The sequence below is a fragment of the Microcoleus sp. w1-18aA5 genome (assembly GCF_036701705.1).
In the GTDB taxonomy this organism is placed as follows: Bacteria; Cyanobacteriota; Cyanobacteriia; order Cyanobacteriales; family Microcoleaceae; genus Microcoleus.
In genome coordinates this window covers 1-20,993 of the sequence record NZ_JAUPTE010000079.1, presented here as the reverse complement: position 1 = coordinate 20,993, position 20,993 = coordinate 1, and the positions used below count along the sequence as shown (strand labels likewise).

At 44.4% G+C, this 20,993-nt stretch carries 13 protein-coding genes and 1 riboswitch; of the genes, 5 read left to right on the top strand and 8 right to left on the bottom strand.

All coding sequences use genetic code 11. From position 1 onward, the window contains the following. Nucleotides 1-232: 232 nt before the first annotated feature. Both Q5691_RS22630 and Q5691_RS22625 read left to right on the top strand, forming a co-directional pair. Nucleotides 233-1,105 (top strand): 6-carboxytetrahydropterin synthase, encoded by an 873-nt coding sequence (locus tag Q5691_RS22630; protein ID WP_333312083.1) that lies wholly within the window; start codon nt 233-235, stop codon nt 1,103-1,105. A 240-nt stretch (nt 1,106-1,345) separates the two neighbouring features. Further along, a complete protein-coding gene (locus Q5691_RS22625) occupies nt 1,346-3,559 on the top strand; it encodes a tetratricopeptide repeat protein (protein WP_333347194.1) in 2,214 nt (737 codons plus the stop codon). Between the two features lie 135 nt (nt 3,560-3,694). Here Q5691_RS22625 and Q5691_RS22620 read toward each other — a convergent pair whose 3' ends face one another. Together Q5691_RS22620 and Q5691_RS22615 are read right to left on the bottom strand one after the other, a co-directional pair. Further along, a complete protein-coding gene (locus tag Q5691_RS22620) occupies nt 3,695-5,194 on the bottom strand; it encodes a response regulator (RefSeq protein WP_333347191.1) in 1,500 nt (499 codons plus the stop codon). Nucleotides 5,195-5,203: 9 nt separating this feature from the next. Continuing rightward, nucleotides 5,204-11,278, bottom strand: coding sequence for an AAA family ATPase (locus Q5691_RS22615; protein WP_333347188.1), 6,075 nt, complete (start codon nt 11,276-11,278; stop codon nt 5,204-5,206). A gap of 1,207 nt (nt 11,279-12,485) precedes the next feature. Continuing rightward, nucleotides 12,486-12,582, top strand: a riboswitch (TPP riboswitch). A gap of 7 nt (nt 12,583-12,589) precedes the next feature. On the opposite strand from Q5691_RS22615, the gene thiC reads away from it, so the two are divergent. Beyond that, the gene (gene thiC, locus Q5691_RS22610) at nt 12,590-13,963 is read left to right on the top strand and encodes a phosphomethylpyrimidine synthase ThiC (protein ID WP_333213747.1); all 1,374 of its coding nucleotides are present in this window, start codon (nt 12,590-12,592) and stop codon (nt 13,961-13,963) included. A gap of 389 nt (nt 13,964-14,352) precedes the next feature. Here thiC and Q5691_RS22605 read toward each other — a convergent pair whose 3' ends face one another. From Q5691_RS22605 to pyrE, 4 genes are all read right to left on the bottom strand, one after another. After that, nucleotides 14,353-14,469 carry a hypothetical protein gene (locus Q5691_RS22605; protein ID WP_333213745.1) on the bottom strand — a complete coding sequence of 39 codons (117 nt, stop codon included), beginning with the start codon at nt 14,467-14,469 and terminating at the stop codon, nt 14,353-14,355. A gap of 228 nt (nt 14,470-14,697) precedes the next feature. Beyond that, a complete protein-coding gene (locus Q5691_RS22600) occupies nt 14,698-15,180 on the bottom strand; it encodes a hypothetical protein (protein WP_333213743.1) in 483 nt (160 codons plus the stop codon). A 459-nt stretch (nt 15,181-15,639) separates the two neighbouring features. Continuing rightward, nucleotides 15,640-16,926 (bottom strand): DNA (cytosine-5-)-methyltransferase, encoded by a 1,287-nt coding sequence (gene dcm, locus Q5691_RS22595; RefSeq protein ID WP_333347185.1) that lies wholly within the window; start codon nt 16,924-16,926, stop codon nt 15,640-15,642. A gap of 114 nt (nt 16,927-17,040) precedes the next feature. Next, nucleotides 17,041-17,616 carry an orotate phosphoribosyltransferase gene (gene pyrE / locus Q5691_RS22590; protein WP_333347182.1) on the bottom strand — a complete coding sequence of 192 codons (576 nt, stop codon included), beginning with the start codon at nt 17,614-17,616 and terminating at the stop codon, nt 17,041-17,043. An 84-nt stretch (nt 17,617-17,700) separates the two neighbouring features. Between pyrE and Q5691_RS22585 the strand changes: the two genes are divergently transcribed. Then, entirely contained in the window at nt 17,701-18,228 is a 528-nt protein-coding gene (locus Q5691_RS22585; RefSeq protein WP_333213737.1) for a hypothetical protein, read from the top strand. Between the two features lie 183 nt (nt 18,229-18,411). On the opposite strand, the gene Q5691_RS22580 is transcribed toward Q5691_RS22585, so the two are convergent. Both Q5691_RS22580 and Q5691_RS22575 read right to left on the bottom strand, forming a co-directional pair. Further along, nucleotides 18,412-19,155 (bottom strand): pentapeptide repeat-containing protein, encoded by a 744-nt coding sequence (locus Q5691_RS22580; RefSeq protein ID WP_333213735.1) that lies wholly within the window; start codon nt 19,153-19,155, stop codon nt 18,412-18,414. A 20-nt stretch (nt 19,156-19,175) separates the two neighbouring features. Then, nucleotides 19,176-19,820 (bottom strand): hypothetical protein, encoded by a 645-nt coding sequence (locus Q5691_RS22575; RefSeq protein WP_333347178.1) that lies wholly within the window; start codon nt 19,818-19,820, stop codon nt 19,176-19,178. A gap of 322 nt (nt 19,821-20,142) precedes the next feature. On the opposite strand from Q5691_RS22575, the gene Q5691_RS22570 reads away from it, so the two are divergent. Next, nucleotides 20,143-20,466 (top strand): WGxxGxxG family protein, encoded by a 324-nt coding sequence (locus tag Q5691_RS22570; protein WP_333213733.1) that lies wholly within the window; start codon nt 20,143-20,145, stop codon nt 20,464-20,466. The last annotated feature ends 527 nt before the right edge of the window (nt 20,467-20,993 follow it).

Here is a 20,993-nt window from a genome sequence, read left to right as displayed (position 1 = left end):
AACTGATGGCGAAAAACTATTTTGTAGCGGTATTTTCTGCCGGATATCTGTGTTGTGGCGTAAAATGGGCCCGGCAGCGTGATCGATCAGCGACTTGTTGCCAATATCTGGAAAATTGGTAGAAATTCATTGACAGCACCCTCAAATTATTGAAAAATTCCAGCAAAAATTAGTTTATCCTTAAGAAGCGAGTCCTTTACAGAACTTAACAAGCTTACCCTAATTGACTTTTATGCAGTGCATCATCAATCGTCGGGCACAGTTTTCTGCGAGTCACCGGTACTGGCTGCCGGAGTTAAGCGAAGCTGAGAACTTTGAGCGGTTTGGCCCAACTGCCCGCGCACCGGGACACGGGCACAATTACGTCATTTACGTTTCCATGATAGGCGAACTCGACGAGTACGGCATGGTGCTCAACCTGTCTGATGTCAAGCACGTCATCAAGCGGGAAGTTATCAAGGATCTCGATTTTTCCTTTCTCAACGAAGCGTGGCCGGAATTTGAGCAGACTCTGCCAACTACCGAAAACATAGCACGGCAAATTTGGCTGCGGCTAGCCCCTCATTTACCTGTGAGCAAAATTCAATTGTTTGAACATCCCGAACTTTGGGCTGAATATTTAGGAAACGGAATGGAAGCTTATTTAACTTTGTCCACTCATTTTAGTGCCGCCCATCGGTTGGCTCGTCCCGATTTGAGCTTTGAAGAAAACTCGGAAGTTTACGGCAAATGTGCTCGTCCCAACGGTCACGGTCACAATTATCATTTAGAGGTGACTGTTAAAGGGGAAATTGATGCGCGGACTGGCATGATTGCTGATTTGGGAGCTTTGCAAAAAGCTATTGACGATTATGTGGTTGAACCGTTCGATCACACTTTTTTAAATAAGGATATTGCTTATTTTGAGAATGTTGTGCCGACTGCGGAGAATATTGCTGTTCGGATCGGGCAATTATTGCGATCGCCCGTTCGGGAATTGGGCGCCCAGTTGCACAAGATTAAGCTGATTGAAAGTCCGAATAATAGCTGTGAAATTTTCGGTGCTGATTTAGAGGAAGTGGCGGCTGAACGTCAGCAGCCAGAAGCAATTGTAGCTAGGGTTTAAAGCTAAAAATTGGGTCTGTTGGGGCGGGTTCACCCGGATATTGGGCTAATTGTGCAGATTGGTAAACCCGCCCCGATGATTTCGAGGGTTATTCAACCGGATTAGGCGCGAGAATATATTTTTGGACAAAAGTTCCACAGCCAGAATTATTGGCACTTTTCCTGAAAAGTCAGGCTGCGCGCGTATTTTGGAGATAGTAAGTCAGCATTCCTCTAGTCAGCTATTCTAACTGCTGAGAGTATGAGGTCGATCGCCCGATCGCTGACAACCAAGCACCAATTTCTCCTAAATGAGTTGACGTTTATGCGCGTCTCTAATCTAGCTCTCTTGACTCTGGCAGCCCTCGCATCCCAGAATTTAACTGCTAATACTAGCACCAATCCTGCTGCACCTCCTATTTCTCCTCAGACACCGCAAGCTAGCAACTTTGTTGATGCTGTAAATAATACTGAATCGCGTCCGGCTGAGTCAATTAGCGAGCCTGAGACGATCACCCACGAACAATTTTCCCCAAATACTACCGTATCCCGTCGGGCTGAGTCAATTAGCGAGCCTGAGACGATCGCTCACGAACAATTTTCCCCGCGAATTGCTGTAAAATCGCCGACAGGTTTGTTGGTAGCGGCCGCTCAACCCGATTTATCTGCTAGTGCAAAAACCAAGGCGAATACTCCTGCTGCATCCGGCGATGAACTAACAAAATCTTTACAAGAAACCTGGCTGGCTAAATTAATCGAAACTGGGGCTGAAAGCAATCCTCAAGTTCGCGAGGTTTTCGCTTTTATCTCCCCGTCTAGTGGCAGTGCTGAATCTGGATATGGTTTTAACAGTACCATAACTCTGCTCAATATTTTGCTGATTCTTGGTACGGTATTTCCACCGATGACAATTGCATTTTTTTGGATGATGCGACGGCTGATAATCAAACAGTTGGTTGCTGATGCCAATAAACGATTGCAGGGCATTGGTGTATTGGAATCCGAGCTCAGAAATTCTAGCCAACTAACTCAAAAGTTGAGGGATGAATTAGAAGCGCAAATGGGTGCAGCTAAACAATCCCTTGATTTTTTAACTAGAGAAACTGAACTCTCCAAATCTTCCGTCGAGCAAATTGAGACTCTCAAATCTCAATTTATCATGCACCTGCAAGTTTTGCTGAAAGAAGTTGACGATAAAAAATATCAAATTGTTCAAGAAATTTCCCAAGTTCCCGCAGTTGTTGCCAAAGAAGCTCTCAAAATCGCGCCTCAATCGGCCTTAAACAATTCCCAAAATTCGCAAACGGCACCCGCTAACGACGATAATTTGATTGCTGACGATTATATCAAGCAAGCCGAAGGGCTTTATTTTCAAGGCAATTATGATGAGGCATTAGTGTGTTTGGAAAAAGCTGTTTTAGCGAATAAATTTTTGAATGAGGCTTGGTATTGGCGCGGAAATGTGTTAATAAAATTGCAGCGCCCGGAAGAAGCACTCGCCTGTTACGACCAAGCAATATCGATTAAACCGGATAACTACGAAGCATGGTATAATAAAGCGCATTTGCTGGCAAAATTGCAGCAGTACGAAGAGGCGATCGCCTGTTACGAGCGAGCAAGTTCGAGCGAATCTCGAAAATACGCTTGTTGGCACAGTATAGCGGCTTTGTTGGGTCAATTGCAGCATTACGAAGAAGCGATCGCCAGTTACGATCGCGCCCTCGCTATCAAAGCAACCGACAGTGAAATTTGGCACAACCGGGGTGCGATGCTGGCCAAAGTACAGCAGTACGCAGCAGCAGTTGATTCTTACGATCGCGCTCTGGCTTTCAATCCCAACAGATACGAAACTTGGTACAATCGAGGCAATATGCTGTGGAGACTGCTCCGCTACAGCGATGCTATTGATTCTTACGATCGGGCGATCGGCATCCGGCCCGACAAACACGAAGTTTGGTACAATAGAGCCGCTGTGCTCGGAAAAATGCAGCGATATCAAGAATCGATCGAATCCTACGACAAAGCAATAGCGATTAAACCGCAGGATTTTGAAGTGTGGCACAACCGAGGTGCAGCTTTCGACAAACTGTCGCAGCACGAAGCAGCAATTGCCTCTTACGAATCCGCAATTACCCTTAATTCCGAGTGTTACGAAGCTTGGTTTTGTAAAGGCGAATCATTGGCAAAATTGCAGCGCAATGAAGAAGCGATCGCAGCTTATGAGAAAGCAATTGCTATTAAGCCAGACTCCTACGACGCTTGGCGTCATCTGGGGATAGTCTTGTCTGAATTAAAGCGGTACGAGGAAGCAATGGCAGCTTACGATCAAGCTATTGCCATCAAGCCTGATAATGCCGAAGCTTGGCGTGATCGAGGCGCACTTGTATCAGAATTAAAGCAGGATACAGAAGGATTTATTGCCGGGGAAAAAGATCCTCAAAAACAGCCACAATCCGATGAATCTTCGGACAGTTAGTTAGGTGTTACCTACACCGCTACGTACACACCCGAATTTTCTTGTTGGTAATTGTGCGCTGTGATGGGCAATCGCGGGGTTTCTGCGATTGCCCATCACAGCGCACAATTATGGATGAAGATACCCGACATTCTATCAAGCTGACAGCGACAAGACAGGAGACTCCTGCCGAATCGGAATCTCAATAATAAACTCTGTTCCCCCGCCTGGTGCAGAAATACACCCCAAGCTTCCCCGGTGTTTTTCCACTACAATTTGCCAGCTAATCGACAACCCAATCCCTGTGCCCTTACCGGGGGGTTTTGTCGTAAAAAACGGGTTAAATACGTGGCGACGAACCTCTTCCGATATCCCTGGCCCATTGTCCACAATTCGGACAGCTACGTAATTGTTGCTGGTTATTTCTGTGCTAATCCGAATCACGCTAGGATTCGCTTTAATTTCTTCTAGCGCTCTCTGGGTGTTCCACTCGTCAATAGCATCGATCGCATTTGCCAGTACATTCATAAATACCTGATTCATTTCTCCCCCATAACAGTCCACTTCGGGCAGGTTTGGGCAATAGTCCCGCACCACTTCAATCGAGGAGCGGTCTGAGTTAAATTTTAGTCGGCTCTGTAAAATCATCAGCGTGCTGTCCATGCCTTCGTGAAGGTTGACCGCTCTCATTTCATATCCTTCTTGCCGTGCGAAGAGGCGCAAAGATAAAACAATTTCGCGGATGCGATCGGCTCCTAAGTACATCGATTTGAACAATTTAGGCAAGTCGTCTTTGAGATAATTTAGCTCGCTTGCCACGATTTCTGCTTGTATATCTTGAGGCGGATGAGGATAGTGCTTTTCGTAGAGGTCAAGGATAGTGACCAAAGCTTTTGAATATTCCAGAGCATAGGAAAGATTTCCATAAATAAAATTAATTGGATTATTGATTTCATGGGCTACGCCAGCTACGAGTTGGCCTAGCCCGGACATTTTTTCGCTCTGAATTAGCTGGCTTTGCACCTGCTTGAGTTCGTCCAGGGAATTTTCGAGCTCTAGGGCTTTGTGCCGCTCTCGCGCTTCCGATGCTTGCAAAGCTGCTTCTGCAAGCTTGCGTTCAGCAGCCTCCTGCTTGAGGCGTTCATTCGTTTGGGAAAGTTCAGCGGTGCGCTGTTCTACTCGCGTCTCTAGCTGTTGTGCCAAAACTTGTAGATCGGCTTGCGCTCGCTCGCGCTCGACAATTTGCGCCTGAAGCTTTTTAGTTAGATTTCGCAGATTCAGGTGCGTGATAGCGCGAGCTAAAACTTCTTCGTGTTGAAGGGGCTTAGTGATATAATCAACTCCCCCCACATTAAAGCCTTGGACTTTGCTTTCTGTATCGTCCAGCGCGGTCATAAAAATGACTGGGATATCTTTAGTTAAGTCATTCGCTTTCAGATTTTGACAGGTTTTAAATCCGTCCATCTCTGGCATCAGAACATCCAACAAAATTAAATCAGGCTGGGAATATTGCACTTTTTTGAGAGCGCTCGACCCACTGCGAGCTACCCAAACAGTGAAGCCAGATGCGGTCAAAAAATCCAATACTGAACCCAGATTAGTGGGCGTATCATCCACAATTAAAATGGTGCCTCTGTCTAAAGATTCGCTAGTCATTTTTAGTCCTCATCTAAACTGTTGAACAAATTCTACTAATTTGTCTTCTTCAAAGTTTTTGCTTAATTCAAGCAACTGATTGGCAAAAGGTGCATAACGCATATCTATTGCCTTCAGCTTGCTGGCTCGCTGCTCAATACTGAGGAGTTCACCTTTCATGGCTAAATCGAACAGGACTGCAACTTCTTCCGAAGGGGGAGCAATCAGTGGTTGGTCTTGGATTTGGGAAGGGAGTTCGGTGAAGATACCTTCTGAACTGAAAGTTGTTCGCTCATCATAAACCCATTCTAAACGTAAATGGTGGCCCAAGCATTCTAATAACTTTTCTGCCCGAATTGGTTTGAGGAGAAAAGCGTTGCAACCAGCATGCAAAATGCTGTGGGGATCGCCGGATAAAATGCTAGCAGAAGTTCCGATCGCGATTACATCCTTTAATGGAGGGATTTTTCTGAGCCGCCTCACCGCTTCAAAGCCGTCCATCACTGGCATTACTAAGTCAATTATAATACAGTCAGGTTGAAATAACAGCGCTTTCTTCACGCAGTCTTGACCGTCCGTTGCCTCCATTAATTCAAACCCAATGGGAGCTAAAAGATTAACTAGAACCGATCGATTTTCCCAGCGATCGTCAACGACTAAAATTTTTTGCCGATCGCCTGAGAAACCCCTGATAATTTTTTCAGGTTCTTTTTGATACCCTTCCCAGCTTTCGGTAATAGGCAACTCTAACTCAAACCAGAAAATACTGCCTTTACCTAAAGAGCTTTGTACTTTCAGTTCGCCGCCCATCATCTCCACTAATTGGCGACTAATTGGCAGCCCTAATCCTGTCCCCTCTATCTGGCTAACTGAACCGCTGGCTTGCTCGAAGGGCAAAAATATTTTTGAGAGTTCGTCGGGCGCGATGCCAATGCCTGTATCTTCTACTTGGAAAATAAATTTCGCTGTTAGGGATTGGGGATTGGCGATTGGTGATGACAAAGATTGCTGAGTCTCCAGCCTGTCTACTTTAAAACTAACGCCTCCTTTTTCGGTGAATTTTATGGCATTGCCGAGTAAGTTGATGAGAATTTGCCGCAACCTTTTTTCATCGGCTCGGACGCAAGTAGGAAGTGGAGTTAGCGGTTCGTAAATCAAAGAGATTCCCTTCTGGTGGGCGCGAATCTGGCAGATTTCAGTAATGCCTTGGAGAAAGTCTGACAGGTGAAACTCGGTGAGATAGAGTTCCATTTTTCCGGCTTCGATTTTGGAGAGGTCTAAAACGTCATTGATCAGAGTTAGGAGGTGTTCGCCACACTGATGAATGATATTAATACCAGAAATTTGCTGACTGCTTAAACCTGTATCTCGTTTGAGGATTTGGGTATAACCTAAAATACCGTTGAGCGGTGTGCGGAGTTCGTGGCTCATATTGGCGAGAAATTGGCTTTTGGCGCGGTTGGCGGCTTCGGCCGCTTGCTCGGCTTGCTGTCGCTCTTGAATTTCTACTTCTAGGCGCATATTTTTGGCTTTTAATTCCTCGGTTCGCTCTTCTACTTTGACTTCTAAAGTGTGATAGAGGTTGGCATTCTCTAAGGCGATCGCAACTTGTCCCGATAGCATCCGCAACACTTCAACCCGCTTCGGCGTGAAAGCGCCAGCAATCACGTTGTTTTCTAGGTACAGGATGGCACTTAACTTACCTTGAGAGAGGATAGGTACACACAAAATTGATTTTGGTTTGTGTTGGGTAATGTAGGGGTCGGTGTTAAAGATTTCCTCGCGGCTGGAATCATTTAAAACGACATCTTTCTGAGTTCTGGTGACGTAATTAAGTACCGAGATAGGCACTTGCCCATAAGTTGATACTGGTAAAGATTCTAGCACTCGGACTCGATCTTTAGTCCCCGCCGCTTCTATAACAAGTTGACCCTCTTTTGAGAGAATAAGTGCTCCAGTTTCAGCGCCGGCGTTTTCTATCAAAATTTTCATTAACTTGGTGAGCAAGTTAGGTAGAACAATTTCGCTAGAAATGGCACTAGATGCTTTCATTACAGTTGCCAAGTCTAGCAACTCTGTTTGACCGCCTGTAATGGTCAAAGGAGGAATTGTCCTCGTAGGGTTGAAAGGGGTTTCGGTGACCGCAGGAGATCGCGCTATTAATTTCGGGTATTTTTCTTCTAGATGTTTAACTTTAGCTAAAGCTCCCCAGCGCATATAGGCATAATAAGCATCGGTCATGTAGGTGCGGGAAATCTTTTCTTTACCCCATGACAAATAGAATTTAGCAGCGAGTTCGTGAGCCAATGCTTCTTCGTTGATATACTCGTTTTGTTTGGCAAGAGCGATCGCTTTGTCGTACATCTCGATCGCTTCTATTTTTTCGCCTAAAACACGATGCTTTTCGGCCTCTACTAAATAGAATTTATGCAGATGATTCATTGGGGCATAATGTGCCCATTTTTGCAATTTCTCTTGATTAGCTTGTACTCGGTTAAGAATGTCCTGTTGGTCGGACGGCGAAGTTTCAGAATACACAGCTAGCCGTACTAGAGAATCGTAGAAATAGAAGATAACAACAGTTAGCTGCCCTGTAGACGATCCGAAAGAACTTTCTACTTGAGGGATATTTTTTAAAGATTCCGCGTAATTCTCAAACATATAACCCAGCGCAAGTTTGTGCAAGTATAAGTAATGAATTGCTAGTTGGTTGTTGGTTTGCTGATATAGTGGCAGCATTTTCTCTTCGTCGTATACTTCCCCCTTTAACAGGCAGAAATTTTCGCTTCTTCCCATCATGTTTAAGACGGCTTGCCAACAGATTTTTGTATTATTAAGCGCTGTTTCTTGGCGGATTTTATCAAGGGCATCTGTGTAAGTTGCTATCTCTCGTTCGAGTTGAATTAGTTGCTTGCCAACAAAAAACGAGTAATGACTCCATACCATGACCGCATAGCCAGCATATTCTAAATCTCCAGTTTCTAGCCCGCTAGAGAAAGCTGACAGGAAAGGTTCTAAGGTATTCCGGACGTGTTCTTTCCAATGTTGAACGGCTGCATACACTAAGTGGCAAGTCTTGACTTCGATTTCTTTGGCATTTAACTTTGACACTAGACGTAAAGCTAATTGGCCCAATTCATAGCCCCGCTCAATATCTCCTACCGCCCCGCAAAGAAGAAGACTATATACCGCATATGCAAAGGGAGACACAGAAGCATTGCCATATTGAACGGATAAATTGACCTGTTTGCAGACCGTTAAAGGCACCAGTACGGGCATCCCAGAATAGCAAGCAGAAAAAATACTTGACAAAATCCTGATCGCTGCTAATTGATAAGGATCAGTCATTTCAGGGAGATCGATTAAGTCCTCAATTCGGGTTCCGCTCAAAATTGCCGCAGTTTCCCCCAGCGCCTGGCCAATATCAGATGGGTTTGGCGAGTCGGGAAACTCTACCTCCAACTGCTTTAAGACTTGCAGCCCCGTATTCAATGCTTCGACCAGCTTGTTCTGCGCCATATAAGCTTGAATCTGGACTTCGTACACTTTCACTTTGTCCAGCAGCGTTTTGGCGCAATTTTGTACTATCTCAACGAATCTCTGCATTGCTTCAAAATCACCACTCAAATATGCTGACTCTGCTGCTTCCTCATACAGCCTTAATGCCAGTTCATACCGATTCTCCCAGCTATCTACCGCTAGCAGAGATAAACCTACTTGCAAATATTTGACGGCGGAATCGTGGGCTGTAGCAGCTTTCGCTTTCTGACCTGCAATCAGATTCAATTGGGCGAGTTCATATTTTTGGGATTCAGTGGTAAGTAAGCCAGTACCATAATTGAGTTGGTTAACTAAAGCGAAAATATTTTCTTTTCGGTCTTCTGGCGTTGTACTTTGCAGCAGCAGTTGACCGATTTTTAAGTGAGTCTCTTTTTTCTGTTCATGGGGAATCAAAGAATAGGCAGCTTGCTGCACTCGGTCATGTAAAAACTTGTAGTCAACCTTCACATCAGTCAAGGTAAAACCGCCCGATTCTTCCTGATTAAATACCAGGGGAATTTTGTATTCATTGCTCAAAGGTAAAATCAACCCAGCTTGAAGAGCTTCCCACAATTGCGCCGCCGTGACTAAGGATGATTCCTGATTGACAATTGCCAAAATTTCTAAGTTAAAAGTGTTGCCAATACAAGCAGCCAATTTTAATACTTTTTGTGTATATTCGGGCAATTTGCGTATGTTTCTAGCAATCAGTTCGACAACATTGTAATCGGTGATGCCTATCGCTTGAATTTGCTCGATATTCCATTGCCAACCCCCCTTTGTCCCCCCTTGGTAAGGGGGGATTAGGGGGGTGAAGTTATAAGTCAACAAATCTTCTTGATAGAGAGTTTTGAGGAGTTGACTTATGAAGAAAGGATTGCCCTGCGTTTTATTAAAAAGTAGAGACGCGAAATTTCGCGTCTTTACAGACAGGGATTCCGAACCGCCCGATTCATTTAAAGTATCTGCAATTAATTCTTCGACATGAACCAGGTGTAATGGTTGAAGGACAATATTATTCACCGTCGCACCAGTTTGGCGAATCTTGTCAATCATTTGAATAGTCGGATGAGTTGGAGAAACTTCGTTATCCCGATATGCCCCAATCAGCAATAAATACTTGCTATCAGAATCAGTTATTAGCAATTCTATTAATTTCAACGATGCCGAATCCGCCCACTGCAAGTCATCGAGGAAGATAACTAAGGGATGGTCAATAGTTGTAAATACGCCAATGAATTGTTTAAAGACGCGACTGAAACGGTTTTGAGCTTCAGTTGCCCCTAGCTCAGCTACGGGTGGCTGTTTGCCAATAATTAATTCGATTTCAGGGATAACATCAATGATGACTTGTCCGTTATCGCCTAAAGCGGATAACAGTTTTTCTTTCCAAGTTTGGATTTCTACTTCGCCTTCGGTTAGAAGTTGCTGAGTTAAGGATTGGAATGCTTGAATCAGAGAAGTATAAGGAATATTGCGCTTGAACTGGTCAAATTTCCCCGCAATAAAATAGCCTCTTTGCCGCACAATGGGTTTGTGGACTTCATTGACCAAAACTGTTTTGCCTATCCCGGAATAGCCGGAAACCAGCATTAATTCGGTGGTGCCACTGGCAACGCGATCGAAAGTTTCTAGAATTTTTTCAACTTCTTGGTCGCGACCGTAGAGCTTTTGCGGTATATTTAATTGCCCTGCTTTATCCGCACTTCCAACAACAAAGTTGGAAATATATCCGCTAGCCTGTAGCTTTATCAAGCAAGTTTCTAAGTCAAATTTGAGTCCCTCAGTGCTTTGGTAGCGGTCTTCAGCATTTTTAGCTAATAACTTCATCGCAATCGCTGAAATTTGTGGTGGGATTTCAGGATTTAGCTGGTGAGGGGGAATGGGAGTTTTGGCAATATGGCTGTGTACCAATTCCAGCGGGTCTGTGGAATTAAAGGGCAACTCACCTGTGAGTATTTCATAGAAGGTAACGCCGAGTGAATAAAAATCAGTGCGGTAGTCAATTGACCGATTCATCCGGCCAGTTTGTTCGGGCGACATATAGGCGAGGGTGCCTTCGAGCAAATCTGGATGGCTGAGGGTCGAATTTTCTCGCTCCAGGCGCGAAGCGATGCTGAAATCAATAATTTGAACTTTTTCAGTGGCTGGGTTGATGATAAGATTTTGTGGCTTTACATCTTTATGAATAATGTTATGTTTATGGATCTCTGCTAAGGCAGAGACAAGCTGGAGACCCAAAGAAATAAATTGAATGGTTGTGAGTTTTTTACCCTTCATCCAATCGTTGAGAGACTCGGAGCCTGAATCTTCTAATATCAGTGCTAAACCGTTTTTATAGCTTTCTAAACTAATGGCTTTGACAATCGCTTCTACGTTCAAGCTGTGCAGGATTTGATATTCGTGTCGCAAGCGGGTGATGTCAGAAAGAGTGGGATACTCAGCCTTTAGCCTTTTGACGATCACGCTGGAAAAGTCTGCATCCTTCCGAGCGCGATCGACTGAAGTTCTTATCCCGCTGTGGAGGGTTTCAACGAATTGATAGCCAGCTAAGTTGATAGTCATTGTTATTCTAGCGATCGCAAAGGAATTGAGCGTAAGGTTAAGGCCGATTTTAAAACTTAATTATTGTTAGAGTTGATTGTAACATAGTAATTTACTCAACAAAAGTTAGCCCAGTTTTTGCCGGGAATTTTCTACAAAGCGTAGAGGATACCAGGGCAGCGAGTCAGAAAGGCTTTTTCTACAGCCAAAAGTTCACTATCTTAGAAAGGCTATGCTTGCTTTTAGCGAACTATGCTGATCTATCTAGGATGCCCTAAAAATCTTAAAACATATTAAAAGTTAATAAAGTGTAATTTATTTATTTATTGGCTTTTACTCTCCTTGGCTCTATCGGATTGCGCTCAAGCGGATATCATTTAATTATATTTTTGTATCAATCAGTAAAGAAAATTTAACATTCTTAAATGTCATAAAAAATAAATTGACAAAGCTTCAAATGAGTTTCATAAATTAACCAACTTTCTAAAAAACTGCTACAGTTAGTAGATGTCATTTTTGTGAGTTATTACCCAAATATAAAGAGCGAAAATGTCAGGAGTTGTCAAGATTCAAATGGGGAAAACAGAATCTGAACTGAAAGCTCTGCTCGCTCAGAGTTAAAAATGCTCACCGACAAGAACAACAGCAATCTCTGTATTTGCCCAAAACCCAAACGCTACAAACTGTATCGTCTTCTCCTGTGTGCGTCGGGAAACATCGTATTTAGCCTGCAATGAAAGATAATTGTCTAGCTATCGTCACGGGGAAGGGAAGAATTATTATCCCAAAAACCAACTTCGGGAAGACCAAGAATAATCAATCGTGAAACTGTAGAGAAATTAGAGAAGGAATTGCCAGAACCAGCAGGATTTTGTAGCTATAAAGATGTACATCAATGGTTGACAAGCTGTTGTGGAGTAAAGGTATCATATGGGACAGTACATCAGTAGGCAATATCTCAAGTCCAAATAAAATTAAAAATCCAGCTTACTGTAGCGGTGAAAAACAGCAAAAATGGGCAGTAGCAAAATAAAAAAAACTGTCCTGTCTAATTTTGATGCAGTTGAAATGTGATTATTTTTAGATTATTAAATGGGGTACGATCGCACTTTTTAAACATCAAAAATATCAGAAGCCCCAAAAGGGCTCTCGCTCCCCTCATCTATTTCTCAATATTAAGATTTCCTTAGTTGCTGCCGTGGCGCACAGAAATCGGTGATACAATCAACAGCTTAGCTAGGGGTGCCCGAATATCCGGGCTGAGAAAACACCCTTAGAACCTGAGTCTGGGTAATACCAGCGGAGGGAAGCTGTTTATCAAGGAAATTAAATATGCGTACCGAATGGATCGCTAAGCGTCAGGGGCACACCAATGTATCTCAAATGCACTACGCCCGCCAAGGTGTAATTACTGAGGAAATGCACTTTGTTGCTAAGCGAGAAAATCTCCCGCCAGAACTTATCCGCGCCGAAGTAGCGCGGGGACGGATGATTATTCCGGCTAATATCAATCACACGAATTTAGAACCGATGGCGATCGGTATTGCCTCTAAATGCAAAGTCAATGCTAATATCGGTGCATCTCCCAACTCTTCCAATATGGAAGAAGAAGTTGACAAGCTTAAACTAGCAGTGAAATACGGCGCCGATACCGTGATGGACTTGTCCACCGGCGGCGGCAATTTGGATGAAATTCGCACTACGATTATCAAAGCTTCACCAGTGCCGATCGGTACTGTACCAATTTACCAAGCACTAGAAAGTGTTCACGGTAATATGGAAAGTCTGACAGCGAATGACTTTCTTCACATCATTGACAAACACGCTCAACAAGGTGTTGATTACCAAACCATTCACGCCGGAATTTTGATTGAGCATTTGCCGTTGGTAAAAAATAGACTCACTGGAATTGTTTCTCGTGGCGGCGGCATTTTGGCGCGGTGGATGCTGCATCACCACAAACAAAATCCCCTCTACACTCACTTTAACGACATCATTGAAATCTTCAAAAAATACGATGTTTCGTTTAGTTTGGGAGATTCTCTGCGCCCCGGTTGCACTCACGATGCGTCGGATGAGGCTCAATTAGCTGAACTCAAAACTTTGGGACAATTAACTCGCAAAGCTTGGGAACATGACGTGCAGGTAATGGTGGAAGGCCCGGGCCACGTGCCGATGGATCAAATTGAGTTTAATGTCAAGAAACAAATGGAGGAGTGTTCGGAAGCACCCTTCTATGTTTTGGGGCCGTTGGTGACAGATATTGCGCCTGGATACGACCACATTACCTCAGCAATTGGGGCGGCGATGGCTGGTTGGTACGGTACTGCAATGCTGTGTTACGTGACGCCGAAGGAACACTTAGGATTGCCGAATGCTGAGGATGTCCGAAACGGGCTGATTGCTTACAAAATCGCGGCTCACGCTGCAGATATTGCACGGGGCCGTCCGGGTGCGCGCGATCGCGATGATGAACTCTCGAAAGCGCGTTACAACTTCGATTGGAACCGTCAATTTGAGCTGTCATTAGATCCAGAACGGGCAAAGGAATATCACGACGAAACTTTGCCGGCGGATATCTACAAAACTGCTGAATTCTGTTCAATGTGCGGGCCTAAGTTCTGTCCGATGCAGACTAAGGTTGATGCCGATGCTTTGACGGAATTAGAGAAGTTTTTGGCTAAGGAACCTGTAGCCCAAAGCTAATATTAGTAGGGTGGGCATTGCTCATCTTACTTTATCGTAAAGCTGTTTGGCTTCTTGTGGGGCGGGCAGGATGCCCGCCCAAAACTAGGGTGCTGATGGCGTACCTTACTTAAGGTTATATTAAAAGGAGTTTCCGAAAAGGAGAATTGCGATGTTCCCCTGCAGGTACTTTTTTGTTACCCAGGAATCCAGAATTTTATCGAGATTGGGATGAGCAAAAAAAGTAGCTATTTGCTCTTTAGTTAATAGCTTGCCATCTGCGTCATGGCCAAATTATTTATTTCGCCTTTTCAATATAAAACTCTTCATCAACTCAATTTCGTATAAACTGCACTCGCCTCGCAAACCCAGTACCCAAGAATGAATCGAATTGCCACCGCGATAGTCAATTAGCCACCTACCCTGTACTGGTAAACTAACTGAGCGTCGGGATTGATTTCGCTGCTTAAGAGGCATTCTGTTTCCAGATTCAAGGAACCAGCCGCGGATTCAAAGGCTAATCTCATGCCGCCTCTTCCTGAGAATAAGTCAATCAAACGGATTTTTTTCAGCGCCCTTAAGTTGGCGGTAAAAACTCATATTTTGTACTATTTTTTAATGGAGGCAGAGCCTCTAGATCTTCATTACCAGGCTCTGCCTGGTAACGAGAAACGAGAAATTTTCAATTCGTAGGGTGGGTTAACGCAGTTTAACGCACCGCCAGCCTCATGCACCATTTTAGCTAAGTAAAAGATTTACCTGGAGATGTTAGCTCGCGCTGTCTGTTGGCACGTTGAAAGAATGCGCCGATCGTTTGAGCTAATTGTGCGGATAGAATGCAGATTTGTTAACTGAGTATTGAGTTCAACTGTTTGAACTTTTCCGGCTGAGATTGCCTTCCCGTACAGTGTATTTCCCTGAATTTTACCAGTGAAGCACGCAAAATCCGATCGCGGCGCGTAGATTGCACCAACGACGCGATCGTTCTGGCGTTGAAACACGATATAGTTTTGAAGAACTTGGTTGGGCTGTGGCGAATCTCCGTACAGGTAAATACCATCTGGCAAAGCAGCAACATTAGTCTTAGATGGATTTTGTTGTGCTTGAAGCGGTTGTTGCTGAATGCCAACACCAATTAGTGTTAGAGGACAAATAAAGGCTGTTGCCAGTAGTTTCCATTTCTTTTTAACAGATGCAGGTAAAATCATTACTGCTTCTCCTTGCGCGTCATCTAACATCTTAGAACAGTCTTCTCTAGTTAATGTCTCACTCAGGTTATAATTTGCCTCTGCTAAAATCAGCCGATTGGTATAGATTTTGAACCTGAAAGCTTGCGCTTGTTTAGCACCGAAAACTTTATTTTCCTTTGTGATCCAAGTACCTGAGCTGATTTTGATAGAATTAGAGTCGGCATAGTTTCTCATCCCACCCAATAAAACACCGCTCTAAGGTTGATGCCGATGCTTTGACCAAGAATTTCTTGATGGTACCCGCCACGTGATTTATCCGTGGAATCAATCCAAAATCTAAAATCTAAAATCCTCAAGCCCCCGCATTTATCCATGGGGTCAATGCTAAAATCTAAAATCTAAAATCTAAAATCGATTGACGGAATTAGAGAAGTTTTTGGCTAAGGAACCTGTAGTGCAAAGCTAGTTGCTAGGGTGGGCGGAAACACTCCGCCCACCCTTCCCAATTCACCAGGCGCTAACTTTTTGTTTGGTAGAGCACAAAACATTCTGGATAACTTCTAGAGCAACCGCTTTAACTACATTAATACTTACACTATTACCCAGTTGATGATAAGCTTTATCATCATTAGGATGCAAAATAAAACTATCGGCAAAACCTTGTAACCGCGCCGCCTCGCGGGGGGTAATCCTGCGGACTCGGTTATGATAGTAAACTCCTAATCTATTAGCATCACTGGCAACAATTGTTACAGAAATTTTCTGCGGATCGAGAAATTTATAGACTTCAAAGGAAAAGTTACCTGATACAGGTTTGTATTGATTGTTGTTCCGTTGCAGGTACTTTTTTGTTACCAAGGAATCCATAATTTCATCGAGATTGGGATGAGCAAAAAAAGTAGCTATTTGCTCTTTAGTTAATAGCTTGCCATCTTGGTCAGCTCCAAATTCTTTATTACGCCTTTTCAATATAAAAAGATTCATTAATTCAATTTCGTCTAAACTGCATTCGCCTCGCAAACCCAGTTCCCAAGAATGAATCGAATTGCCACCGCGGTAGTCAATTAGCCGCCTACCGTGCAAGCGGCTGAAATCATTGTTAACTATTTGTTTCAAGGCATTAACAAATTCTGGCGAACAATCATATTTTAGATCGGGATTGTCTTCCAAAATATCTGCAACTGTGACAGGTTTACTTAACGGGGAAAATAACGATAGCTGTTGATGACTAGAGGAATGCGAATCTTTTGGGCCTACGTCGGAAATTAAGCCAAATTGGGGCGAAGCATTTAAAATTCCTACTAGGTAAACTCGGACACGGTTCTGAGGTAAGCTAAAGTTAGAGCTGTTAAGCAAGAAATAATCGAAGCTGTAACCTCGGCTTTTGATTTCGCCCTTAATAGTTTCGAGGGTTCTGCCGCCGTCGTGGCTGACAAGCCCCCGCACGTTCTCGAAAATAAATGCTTGAGGTTTAAAGGTATCAATTAACCTTGCAATCTCAAAAAATAGGGTGCCTCTGGTGTCTCCAAAGCCCTCTTTTTTGCCAGCATAGGAGAAAGACTGACAAGGAAATCCCGCTAGTAAAATTTCATGTTCAGGCAGTTTGTCAATTAATCGGATGTCGCCTAAAGGTGTGTCGGCAAAGTTTTTCTGGTAAACTAATTGAGCGTCGGAATTGATTTCGCTGCTTAATACGCATTCTGTTTCCAGATTCAAGGAACGAGCGGCGGATTCAAAGGCTAATCTCATGCCGCCTATTCCTGAGAATAAGTCAATAAAACGGATGGTTTTCATAGCCTTAAACTCGCTGGTTAAGATTGATATCTTGCACTTTTGTTAACATGAGGCAGAGCGAAAGCATCTGCGTTACCAGGTAGGACCTAGTAACGAGGGCGATCGCACTTTTCCCTATTTCTTGCTAGCCATCCACTTTTGAAGATCATTAATCGTAAAAACTGTTTCAAAGTCCAATCCAACAGAGCGATAAAACTCCCCTCCACCTTGCTCTCTGTCAATCAGCGACAAAATACGATCGACTTTATAACCAGCCGCCCGCAACCGTTCCACCGCCTGCATCGCCGACTTACCCGTCGTCACCACATCCTCCAAAACCGCCACATTCGTCCCCTCTGGCAACAGCGGCCCCTCAATATACGCCATTGTCCCGTGTCCCTTCGTCTCCTTTCTGACAATTAAAGCTGGTATAGGTCGATCGCCCAAAGCCGAAACTACGCTCACCGCAGTTACAATCGGGTCAGCGCCCAAAGTCAAACCACCTACAGCTTGCACATCCGACGACAACATCGACAACAGCAAACGTCCCGTTGCCAAAGCACCTTCAGCGTGCAGCGTCACCGGTTTGCAGTTAATGTAATAAGAACTTTTCTGGCCCGAAGACAGCACAAAATCGCCTTCACGATAGGCAAACTCGCACAACAAATCTAGAAGTCGATCGCGCAACACCTTTAAATCCGCAGCATCCATAACTCACACCGTGTAAAAAACACAAATAATCCGTCGATAATCAGTTTATAGTGGAATCGGAATTAATTAAAAAGGCCCAAATATATGAGTCAAAAGTTAAAAAGCCTGAGCGGCGCATTAATTCTCGCTGTCGCCTCTGCCGCACTGGCATCGGTCAAACCAGCTCAAGCACAAACAGAGCGATTTCACCCGATTGCCGACGACTTCAACCGACAATTTTTTCAAGCTTCAGGAGACTTTTACCACAACGTCAGCTTGCAAGGTTACTTGGGCGACTATTTAGGCATCGGTTCCCCCAGCGGCGTCGTTGCCTTTCCCGAAAAAGAAATTGAGCGGGATGCTAGTCGCGTCAACGGCTTCTACCGCCGAGTAATGCAGCGGCAAGTTTCCAGCGACCCGATTCTGCGCGTGCCAGATGCCGTCAATCCCTTCGATGCCTCAATCATGGCACTGCCTGCAGCTTGCCAGCTAGGACCTCAACCAAGTGGCTGTTTCCCCACTCCCGCCGGACTCCAAGATCAGTTTACACTTCCAACGCAGCAGCAAAATTCACCGAGTGATCCAGGGCCCGTTAGAGGACTTTATCAAATATCGCCCCCTGGCCAAAATTAATCGATCGACAGTTGCGAGTTTTGAGCCGAGGCGAGTTTACTCAATCTCGGCTTTGTTATATTCGAGAGAAAGCCTCAACCCGCCCCAAAAGCTCATGTTTTGGCAATCCTTTCGGTAAACCCGCAACTCGCTTTTTTTAACTATCGCCGTTATTTCACAGGACTAAATATTATCCAATATTTATCAAACAATGCTGCCATCAGGCATGATTGTTCCTTTCAAAATAGCTTCACCCAAATTAGCTCCCGCCAAGTTCGCTCCCCTGAGATTTGCCCCGGTCAAATTAGCCCCTCTCAAATCAGCTTTGCCAAGGTTTGTCCACCGGAAATCTGCCGCAATCAACTGTGCAAAACATAGATTTGCCCGGAAAAGATATGCTCCAGTGAAGTGAGCTTCTCCGAGGTTAGCTTTAGAGAAATTAGCTGCATAGCAATGTGCTTCAATCAATTCGGCTTGAGTGAGATTAGCTTGACAGAGATTAGCACAGTTGAGGTTCGCGCCCATCGCATTAACTCCAGACATCACCGCACCGATTAAATTCGCATCACCGAAATCTGTTTCTTGGAGATTAGCAGCGGTGAGGTCAGCCCCAATTAAATTAGCACCGCTCAAATCAGATCCCCTGATGTCAGCCGCTTGCAGGTTGGTTCCCGTTAAATTAGCTTTAATTAAATTAGATTCCAGCAGTTGCGCTCCCGCAAGATTTGCTAAACTAAAATTAGATTCTGCCAGGTTTGCCGCAATTAATTTAGCCTTAAACAAATCTGTTTTAAAAAGGTTCGATCGCCAAAGATGTGCACCTCTGAGATTTGCTTCCGCGAGGTTAGCTTCGCTGAGATCCGGTTCTATATTTGGGTTGAGACTTCTCCATTTAATCCAAGTGACTGCACCTTTTTTTAACAGCGCTAAATGCTGTGTATTTGCCATAATTGCATCTCCTTTAACGGCTATTCCTTGCGACCTAAAATTGCTGGATTTTCTCGACCCGTCACGCTTTCCACCGCCGCAATTGCTGCCTGGGAACCTGCTATAATATCTCGTTCTGCGCCGCCAAGGTAAAGCCGTCCGAAACTACCTACAGCCTGAACCTCTAAGATGTTAATAGAGGCGCCTTTTTCTGCTTCATTAGCCGCCAGCGCTGCATAGGCCGCCGGTTCTACTTCCAAGACGTAAAGCGTTTGTCCCGCCAGCAGCAACTGTCCGCGCCGGGTGCGGTTGATTAATTGTGTTTGGTGGGCATCAATATTGCGAATAATTTGACTGGAAATCACTCGCGGTTTGATACATTCTTCTCTGCGGACTCCGATGAATTCTAGAATTGCTTTGCCTGCTGCCCGCGTTTCCCCCTGCTGACTCGAGTGTACTTCCAGAAGACCGTACAAGCGCTCGACTATCTGCACCCCTGGGCGCACGGAGGCAGATTTGAGGGCGACATCGGTAATTCGGTTAATTTCGATACCGGGCGAGATTTCTATCCACAGCGACGCATCCCCTGGCAGCGGCAAGAATCCGGCGGCGACTGTGCCGATGTATGCTGCGTGCTGTGGCTGCAAGTTGTCTAGAAATACGTAGCTGCGTAACTCTATACCCAAAAGTTTTGATCTCCGTCGATCGAGTTCCAACACTTATCTGTGCAATATCTGAGTTTACCTTTTTTTGTAAACAACACCTTGTCTATTGTCGGGACTGCCGGAGTGCCTCATAACCGACTGAGGTGCCAGACCCCCTATGTCTAGTACCGGAGTGCCTCCGCGAGCAATATTTCATTTTGTGTGTCTGCTAAAAATTGGATATCAATCTGTAGTTATAGGTGGAACATAACCATCTTTACTGCTAGAGATGGATTTAACTTTAAAAGCCCATTGATATAGTTTTGATAGTTAAAGATTTTAGCCAACAGAGAGCATTTGAATTATGAAACGTTCTGATTTATCCAAAGCAATCGGTGCAGGTATTATAGCTGCTGGTTTAGCCCTAGCACCAGCTCATCTCCCTGCTTCAGCTCAGACAGATACAACGGGCGGTACTACTTCCGGTACTAACAGCACTACAACCACCACAACTCCTCGCTCCGATGTCTACAATGCTGAGACCGATCGCGATTTTGATTGGGGATGGTTGGGATTGCTAGGCTTGTCTGGTTTGTTGGGTTTGATTCCCCGCAAACGCGAAGAAAACGTCCGCTATACAACTACAACGAGTGATCGCGAGCCAGCCGTGCGAAGTGACTACCGCTAAGAATCGAGTCTTAGGGCTGTGGGCATTATGCAGGGACAGGATGTTTTAACCTGTCCGACTAGCACCAATAATCATCAAAAAACCTCCATCTGTGAGGTTTTTTTATTGGAGATGATGCGCGAGGGCACGACAATAAAATTGGTTACATCTGGGATGTTACACCATTTTCAATAAGCTTTTTATGAACAGGCAAGATGCCTGTTCCACAAAAAGTTAATTTTATTGTGCGCCATTGCTCCTAGCCAGTCAATAAAACGCTGATTGAAAAGGGTGCAATATCTCAGATATAAGCGGAATTGAGATTATTAACTTCTTCCTATAGTGCGTCGCGTGAGAACCCCGGTCTTTCCCGCAGGGTATGAAACGCAGTTGTAGCCTTTAGACTACCAGTGTTTTATATTCTTTCTCTGTTATTAGATATATTTTTTGACAATTTTAGTGGAGGTATTCACTCCGTTAAATAGTCGTGTACAATCAATATATTAAAAAAAAAAGATATCAATGTTTGGGTGTCAACAAATCCTGCT